The 8,423-nt window shown below is 26.4% G+C and carries 5 protein-coding genes; all 5 read right to left on the bottom strand.

Annotation, left to right across the window (positions count from 1 at the left end; translation table 11 throughout):
* Positions 1 to 69: 69 nt before the first annotated feature.
* Positions 70 to 4,206 carry a hypothetical protein gene (locus tag Q0V09_RS05035; RefSeq protein WP_297406252.1) on the bottom strand — a complete coding sequence of 1,379 codons (4,137 nt, stop codon included), beginning with the start codon at positions 4,204 to 4,206 and terminating at the stop codon, positions 70 to 72.
* A gap of 32 nt (positions 4,207 to 4,238) precedes the next feature.
* Entirely contained in the window at positions 4,239 to 5,990 is a 1,752-nt protein-coding gene (locus tag Q0V09_RS05030; protein ID WP_297406254.1) for a hypothetical protein, read from the bottom strand.
* A 16-nt stretch (positions 5,991 to 6,006) separates the two neighbouring features.
* Positions 6,007 to 7,014, bottom strand: coding sequence for a hypothetical protein (locus Q0V09_RS05025; RefSeq protein WP_297487461.1), 1,008 nt, complete (start codon positions 7,012 to 7,014; stop codon positions 6,007 to 6,009).
* A gap of 24 nt (positions 7,015 to 7,038) precedes the next feature.
* Positions 7,039 to 7,908: a hypothetical protein gene (locus Q0V09_RS05020; RefSeq protein ID WP_297487459.1), complete on the bottom strand. Its 870-nt coding sequence runs from the start codon at positions 7,906 to 7,908 to the stop codon at positions 7,039 to 7,041.
* Positions 7,909 to 7,967: 59 nt separating this feature from the next.
* Positions 7,968 to 8,423: hypothetical protein (locus tag Q0V09_RS05015; protein WP_297487457.1), on the bottom strand; the 456-nt coding region annotated here is incomplete at its 5' end.

The following is an 8,423-nucleotide window of genomic DNA, read 5'->3' as shown; positions in this document are numbered from 1 at the left end:
TTAAACATATAAAGCACCACCATTTTTTTAAAAAGGGGTAGTATCAATTGATACTACCCCTTCCCGTTTTTATTGAAATCTATTAAACATATTTTCATGTAGTAGAATTCTAAATCTTAAGTAAGCTCCTTTTCTAAACTGATCATCATCATAGAAATCTTTATCTTCAAATCCCATTATATTATATCCTAAAGATAGCCATAAGAAGTCAGTTGTCTTATATCCAAGTTCAAAACCTAAACCATAGAGATTATTATAATCTTCATCAAAAGCAGTTGCTGTATTTATACCAATATCAATTTTATTAGTTAAGAAGTATTTCCAGTTAATTCCTAATAGATAGGCAAAATATGAATCAGAAGTAAAATCATTTTTTTCTGTTACATATTTTCCACCAACAGCAAAGGTAAATATATTTTTATCATTTGGTTGAACATTATGAGTAGTATTAATAACATGAGAAAGATGAGTATAACTTTTATTTTCTAGTTGATCATCATAAATCATTTCATATTTGTATAATGAGTTATATATATCATCTAATCCTCTATATGCAATACCACTTAAAAATCTATTTCTAACTACATTCTTATCTATATCCTCGTTAAAATAACGATTTTTAATGGCAAAAGTAAAATCATTATTAATTTTACGACCATAATTTCCTTTAAATAGAACAGATGTGATTCCGTTATCTTCAGTTAAGTCAATACTACTTGTACTAATATTATTTTTTCCATCTTTAAATAGATAACTAAAAATAAAATTAGTTTTATCTCTTGAATATTTTGGCTCAATACCTTCAACCCTTTCAAATATAGTTGATGTAGAAAGATATTCATTAACTTCGTAATCACTTTGTATTCCATAAGCTATTTCTTTATTTCTTTCATTATTACTATGTTCTCTATACTCAATAAAAGGTTTTATTAAATCAATACTACCAAACTCAACTCCTGCTAACTTAGAATAGGAATCATTATATCTATTGATAATATAGGTATCTTCAATAGTATTGAAAAGATCATATTTTCCATAGAATTTAATGTTTTCACTATATTTATATTCACTGGCAACAGACAGTCTTTTATCACTAGAGTTGTCAATATCTTGCTCATATTCCACATAATTTTTCATTTCTGGAATACTTTCAAAACTCCAATCATATCTAACCCCGGCAGTAATTAGTTCTTCACCAGATTTTTGAAGTTCAGACCCAGAGTATTTACCACCTATTTCTAAAGAGGAAGTATCTGTAAGATTCTTTTTATAACCTGCTGTCATCTCTGTGAGGTTTTTACTCTCTGTTTTATCTTTGAAATCAAAACCTTCAATTGCAACTTCATTATCTTCATCAATTTTATATGTTGTATTAATAGAGAATAATCTAGCATTACTTTCAACAAAAGAGTTTGCAGCAGAGAAACCTTCGTCACTATTGTAGAAGATAACTTTTGATTTTAATTTTTCATTTTCTTCATTGATATATTTTACAAGTGTTGCTTTTCCACTGACATTTTTATCAGTTGTTTCTCCTGTTTCAAAAGTAATTTTACCTAAATTATCACCATCAATAACCATATTAATACTTTTATTTTGATAGTCTTCTTGAGGATGTTCATCTCTTATATAAGTACCACCTATAGTAACATGATCATTAATTTTATAAGAAGTTTTAGCTCCGTAAACAGCATGTTTTTTACCAGAGGAATCTTCAACTTCATAATTAATTCTAATAAAAAGTGGATTTCCATTTTTAGCAAATTCAGGAATAATATTGTTAAAATAAAGAACTCCAGTATGATAATCTAGGGTATAACTAGGAGCTTGTACTTCTATAACAGGGATAGCTGGATTATGCTTATCATAAACAACAATACTTATTTGTTCTGAATTTTCAATAATAGCATTATTATTTAAGTAATAAGGACCAGAAATATCTCTACCAGGTAGTTCATCAATAACTTGTACATTTTTAGAGTCAGATAAAAAGGCTTCTAAATTAAAGATAGAGTTATCATAGTTAAATTTATAACCTGTTAGAGTTCTAGAATAACTTCCAATATCAAGTTCATCACTTGACCAATCAAGAGTATAATCTCCATATAAATATGATGTATTTTCATTTTCAAGAAGTAAATATAAGTGAGATCTAGATTGAGCCTCATAACCTTTTATGGAATCGTCACCAAATACTAGATAGTAATCATCTCTTTTTACTTTTTGGAAGAAGACATCATCATCAGTTTTAGAGTTATCGTATGATAAAGTTAAATTATAGTCATCTTTTAAATTTCCAGTGGCAAAAACAGCTGTTCTATAAGAAAAATCATTGTCTTTTCCATATTCTTTTCCACTTAAAGTCTCTTGGAAAAAATCTACACTATTTTTGTTTAAATCAACTTTACCTTCAATTATTCCAGTCATTATCATAGGTCTTGTAGGAGCCTTAAAGTTTAATTTAAACTCTTTTTTTAGATTTTCTATATTTATTTTAAAATCAACTTCTCCAGTTTCAGCAGGAGGTAAAAATTCTAAAATATGCTCTCCATTTTCAATAATAAATTGTAAACCAGCATCATTACTAATGTCTTCAGGAGATATCCAAGTACCATTAGAATTTTCAATGGAAACAAAGTATGGAGTTTTAATAGCGTAATTAGAGCTATTTTTTAATATAAGTTTAAATTTTATAGGTTTTGTAAAATCAGAAGTTAAATCATCTTTATTGTATTTAAAATCTATTTTAGAGATATTAGATGGATATATTACTGTTATTTTTTTAGTTTCAGTTTTAGTTGGAGAAACTGATTGTATTTTAATAACATTTTTTTCTTTTTTTAGTTTTAAACCATCGTATTGATAAAATGCTAAACTATTTTCAGGAGAAGTTCCACTTGTTCCTAAAAACTTTTCAGAAATTTTCTCATTATTAATAAAAAGAGTTGTTTTAGAATTAAGATCACTTTTAAATTTAATTGAGATTACATTGGGAACAATTTCATTGTTTTTTAAATTTAAAAAATCTAAATTATTAGTTAGAGTTTTAAGTGTTTCTTCTAAATTCTCTTTAGGTTTAATATTTTTTTTCTTTTCTTCTAAGTGTTTTTCAAGAAGTAGATTGTGTTTTTCTTTTTCGTACTCTTCTATAGCCTTTGATAAATATGTCATACCATCAGAGAAATATCCTTCAGTTTCGATAGTATCTCCAGCAACAATAGAAGCAAAAGTAAGTTCTTCATTTTCAATAACATCTTCAATTTCACTAGGAAGAGCTTTGCTTAGGTTTTTTCGATCTTTAATTTCTTTAAGGAAGGGTTGGTCAGTATTTGAAAATGCAAAATTAACTTTATAAAGTTCATTTCTCTTTACATCTGCAAAAACTGAAGTACCGTCATTAGAGTAACGATTATCAATTTTAATTAGTTTACCATTTTTAGGGGCAGATAATTCATCAAGTCTAACAACGTGGGTTAAAGCTCTTTCTCCAAAAATACTGTATTTTCCAGAACCATCAGTAATAGCAAAATGACCATTTTCCAAGTAAATTTTAATATTAGGAACTGTAGGTTCATCTTTGTCGTAAATTTTATTATTATTTAAATCGACAAATACTAATCCAAAAACGACTCCCCTTCTTTTATTTTCTTCTTGATCTACAAATATTTTAGTTGTATTTGTATTAGAGGAAATAACTCCGCCGCTTTCAATATTCCCTTGAGATACTGTAGAAAAATAATTTTCTCCAGGTCTCACAGTCATATTAACTTTAACAGAAAAGAAAAGTTCTAGAGCTTTATTTTTTTCTAGGTCTTTTTTTAAGAAAAAAGAGACGCCACGATTTTTATTAATAGTTTTAATAATTTCGTTATCTTTTATGTAGGCAGAATTTTCAATATACTGAAAACCTTGAGGAATATTAACGAATACTTCAATATTTTTAGCAGATTCAGTATAAAAATTATTTAGGGAAATTTTAAATCCAGTAATTTCACCAATTCTTACAATTTTTCTGTCACTAGTAATTGTTGTTGAAAGTTTTACTAGTTTTAAATTAGCAGAAACATCGTTTGAGTTGTGTAGAGATTCATCATTTTTTAATTTATAAAAACTGGTGTTAGTTATAGAAGTAGATGTGCTTTCAGCAAAGGTGTAGGAAAGAAAAGTTAAAAATAAAAAAATAAAGAAATAATTTTTTTTAATCATAGGCAATCTCCTAGAAATGAATATATTTTTTACTAACTAACATCAACATTAAAATAAATAATTAAGCTACTGTTAGGATCAATTGTGATGTTTTTGATTCTAAGTTTATTTTCAGTTGGAATATAGTTTATTTCAGTGAAATTTTTATTTCCATTTTTATATACAGGTTTTCCACCTTCATCTAAAGAACCGTTTCCTTGACTAAGAGATGTATTTTCAGGGATAGTGTCAAATATTTCATCTAAAAAGATATGAGCTAATGGATTATCATTTTTTAGTGTGATTTTATAATATATTTTATCAGTAGAATCTACTTCAATATCTTTTGAAGTATATTTTCCAACTTGAGTACCTTGCTCTTTTAAGAAAATGATATTTTCTGGGGAAGTATCTAAGTTTAGTGTATTTGTTGTGGAAACAATATAAGATGAATTTTTAATACTAACAAATATTTTGTTAGAAGTATATAATCTATTTGAAATATCCTCAGGTTTTATAGTGAAAGTAAAAATAATTTCTTTAGTTTCTCCAATGGCAAGAGGACCTGTATCAGGAATTCCGTCATCATTAGAGTCTGTTATATTTGTAAAGTTTAATTCTCCAGGAAAATCACTATTTTTACAAATGACATTAAATGTATCCGTATTATTTCCTAAATTTGTTATGGTATTTGTAAATTTATAAATAAATTGGTTATTTTCAGATGTATCTTCAGGGGATGAATCTCCTGTGACAGTTGTTTTAGGAGCATAACTTAATAGATAAATTACTTCATTTGTAGAAAAATCCCCACTTTGTAGGCCGTTATTAGTAAAATTGTAGGTTCCGCTATTTCTTAAAATAGTATTTTCTGGTAAATTAGGATCTACAATAAATGGAATAAATAATACTCCACCAATATCAGTTTGATGACTGTGTGGAACGTTATCTAATTTAATCTTTAAAATATTATTAATTAAACTAATATTTAAATTAGGATCTTCTTTTTCTGCACCATCTAAGAAGAAGGTTACAGCTTTTTTTTCGTCGCTACGAAAAGGTTTCCAAAATCCTATATAATTAGAGATTCTAAAATTAGTATTAATATCATCTTCTAAAGTGATAGAACTTATATTTTGAAGATTATTATTCACAAATTTAAAAGTAAAGTAAAATTGTTTTTCTTCTTTATCGAAAAAAATAGACTTAATAATTTTAACTTTGTTTTGATGTTGAATAACAATATTATTTTGAATTTGTTGAGTTATATTTTTTTTCAAAGTACTTTGTACTGCTAAATTTAATAAGAAATTATTAGAATTAAAACTATTTTTGAACTTTCCTTTGAAAACTAGATTAATTCCATTGTCAAAACCAACGATAGGAGTTTTAAAAAATGAGTTGCCAATTAATTCTAAAGGAGTAGTTTCATTGGGGTCAAGATGACCATCACCATTATCGTCAATAAAAAATTCGAACTCAGAAAAAGGTTGGAAGTTAAGAACATTGATAATATAACTATCCTCAATATTTCCATGGTTAGAAATTTTATACGGAATAATAATCTCTTCTCCTTCATTTATAATCACTTCTGGAAGATAATTAGTAACAGCAAAAGATGTGATTTCATTTAGTTTAACAACTACATAATTGGAAACAGATATAACTGTTTCACCAGATTGTTTTTGATATTGTAACGTGGTTTGAGTAACAATATTAGTATTTCCAGGTGTACTATTTGAATAGGTAAGCTTATTAGTAATAAAAAATAAAAAAATAAAAAAAATAGATATAAAATTTTTCATAAGTCATTCTCCCGTATTATTTTACAATTTCTACGCAGTAATAAATAAATATACTTTCTTGGACTTCTAAAGAGTCTAATGAGATTTTAATTGAACCTTGATCTCCCTCTTTAGGATGATCAGTTATTTTTATAATTTCACCATTATCTTTCTTTAAAATAGGAAAACCAGTGCCTGTAAAAAGTTTATCACCAAAGGACATTTTAGTATGAGATCCAATAGTGTTATTTATTTCTAAATTAAAAATAGGTTCTAATGTTTTATTTTTAATTTCAACTTCATAAAAGATTAGATCACCTCCACTGCCATTAATTGAACTAGTTTGATAAGGAAAATCAGGTTTGTTATCGTTGTTTGAATCTAGTGCTTGAAGTCTTATTAAACTAACTCCTTCATCTTTTGTTTTTGATTGAATAACTAAATCTGGAGCTTTTGCTATAGAATCAGCATTTTCTTCACAGTTATTTATATAAGTATATGGAGTTCTATTTTTAAAAATACTTCCAGGTTTAAATGTAGACTTAGGAGTTAAATACAAGGCTAAAATACCACCTTTTGAGTTAGTAACATGAATATTTGGAATAGTATCTATGCTTAAGTTAGCAATACTATTTTCAAGACTAAAGGATATATTACTATCACTTGTTTCAGGTCCATCATTGGAAAAAGTTATTATATTTTTTATTTCTGTACCAAAGGGAATCCAAAAAGATTTATTTTCAATAATATCAAATTTATCTTCAAAGTCATTTGAAAAGTTTAGATTGTATGAACTTTCAAAGTTTAAACTTGATATTTTAAAATATAAAATAACTGAATTACTTTCAGAGTTTTCCCAAGACTCTTCAATAATAACTGTTGAACGTTCATAGATAATATGTACAATAGGTAAATTTGAATCAATGTTTTTATCTTGATATTCAAGAGATGCAGTAGTTCCAATGCTAAAAGATTTTGAAAAAGATGGTGAATATAAAAAGGAGTATAGAAAAATTAAAAGAAAATAATTAGTTTTTATATTCATCTTTGTATCCTCCTTTTTAAAAATTTAGTTATTAATTTTAATATTATAATATATAGTAATAGTTTCTCCTGAGTTTAATGTAGAAACATTAGTTGATAGTATTCCACTTTCTCCGAAATTAGGTCTTGATAAAATTTCATTAAATGCACCATTATTTAATTTCCAAGATGGTTTTCCTCTTTCAGAAATTGAGTTATCTCCTGAAGAAAGAGAGGTATATTCAGGTATACTATCTTGGATATAAAGATTAGTTACAGTTGTTTCGCCTTCATTTATAGCAATTAGTTTATAAAAAACTATATCACCAAGATCTGTAGCAATAGTATTTTTAGAAAAAGGAGTATCAGGGATGTTATCTCTATTTTTATCAATAGCTTGATATTTATGCAGTGTTAATTTAGTTAATTCATTATTAATTTTAGAATTCATATTACTAGAGTTATTAACATATACAAGTGAAGTTGAACTTTCTATAGTAAATATTTTAGGTTCTAAAGATAGAACGAGAAGTCCGCCTTGAGATTTATTTTTAATTTTAAGAAATAGTGATTGATCAACAATGTTAAAAATCATATTATTGTCAGAACTTCCAGTTTTATTATTATGAAAAGTTATGTTTTTTTTAACTTTTGAATGAGAAGGAATCCAAAAAGATTTATTTTCAATAATATTAAAATTATGAATAAGATTATTTGTAAAATTAAAACTGTATGTATTTTGATTATCTAAATTTAATATTTTGAAAAATAAAAGCACTGAATTTTCTTTATGGTATTCATAAGAAATATAAACTAATGGTAATTTTGAATGAATAAAAATATCTTTCGAAAAAGATATTGAATATAAAAAAGAGTATATAAAAATTAAAATAAAAGAATATGTTTTTTTAATCATTTTTTATATCCTCCTTTTTTATAGTAGGGCTCTTATTTCTAAGAGCCCTACTATTATTTTTAATTATTTACTTTAACATTGTAGTGAACAGTTACAGATTCACCAGCACCTAAAGATGGGATACTAGCTGAGATTTCACCAGCACCACCAAGAGCAGGTCTTGATGTGATTTCAGTAAAGGCTCCACCATCAATATTCCAAACAGGTTTACCTTTGTCAGTAACAGATTCATTACCATAGAACATTGTAGTATGCTGAGCTGTTGTATCTTTTATAACAACATTTGTAGCAGCAGCATTACCATTATTTGTAGCTGTTAGTCTATAGAATATAGTTTCTCCAGGGTTAGCTGTTAAGGCATCTTTAGAGAATGGAGTATCTGTTGTGTTATCTCCATTTGTATCAACAGCTTGATATTTCTCTAAAGTAAGCATAGCTGAAGCAGGAGTAGTATATGTTACAGTATTAGTATTTTCAGGAGAAGTAACAGCAGAACTATTATTATAAATAAATGA

It is taken from the genome of uncultured Cetobacterium sp., from assembly GCF_947039425.1.
In the GTDB taxonomy this organism is placed as follows: domain Bacteria; phylum Fusobacteriota; class Fusobacteriia; order Fusobacteriales; family Fusobacteriaceae; genus Cetobacterium_A.
This window is presented reverse-complemented; position numbering and strand designations above follow the sequence as displayed.

Excerpts from the sequence above, each read along its gene's own strand:
- Q0V09_RS05020 (WP_297487459.1), bottom strand. The coding sequence starts at position 7,908 with ATGATTAAAAAAACATATTCTTTTATTTTAATTTTTATATACTCTTTT.
- Q0V09_RS05030 (WP_297406254.1), bottom strand. The coding sequence starts at position 5,990 with ATGAAAAATTTTATATCTATTTTTTTTATTTTTTTATTTTTTATTACT.
- Q0V09_RS05035 (WP_297406252.1), bottom strand. The coding sequence starts at position 4,206 with ATGATTAAAAAAAATTATTTCTTTATTTTTTTATTTTTAACTTTTCTT.
- Q0V09_RS05025 (WP_297487461.1), bottom strand. The coding sequence starts at position 7,014 with ATGAATATAAAAACTAATTATTTTCTTTTAATTTTTCTATACTCCTTT.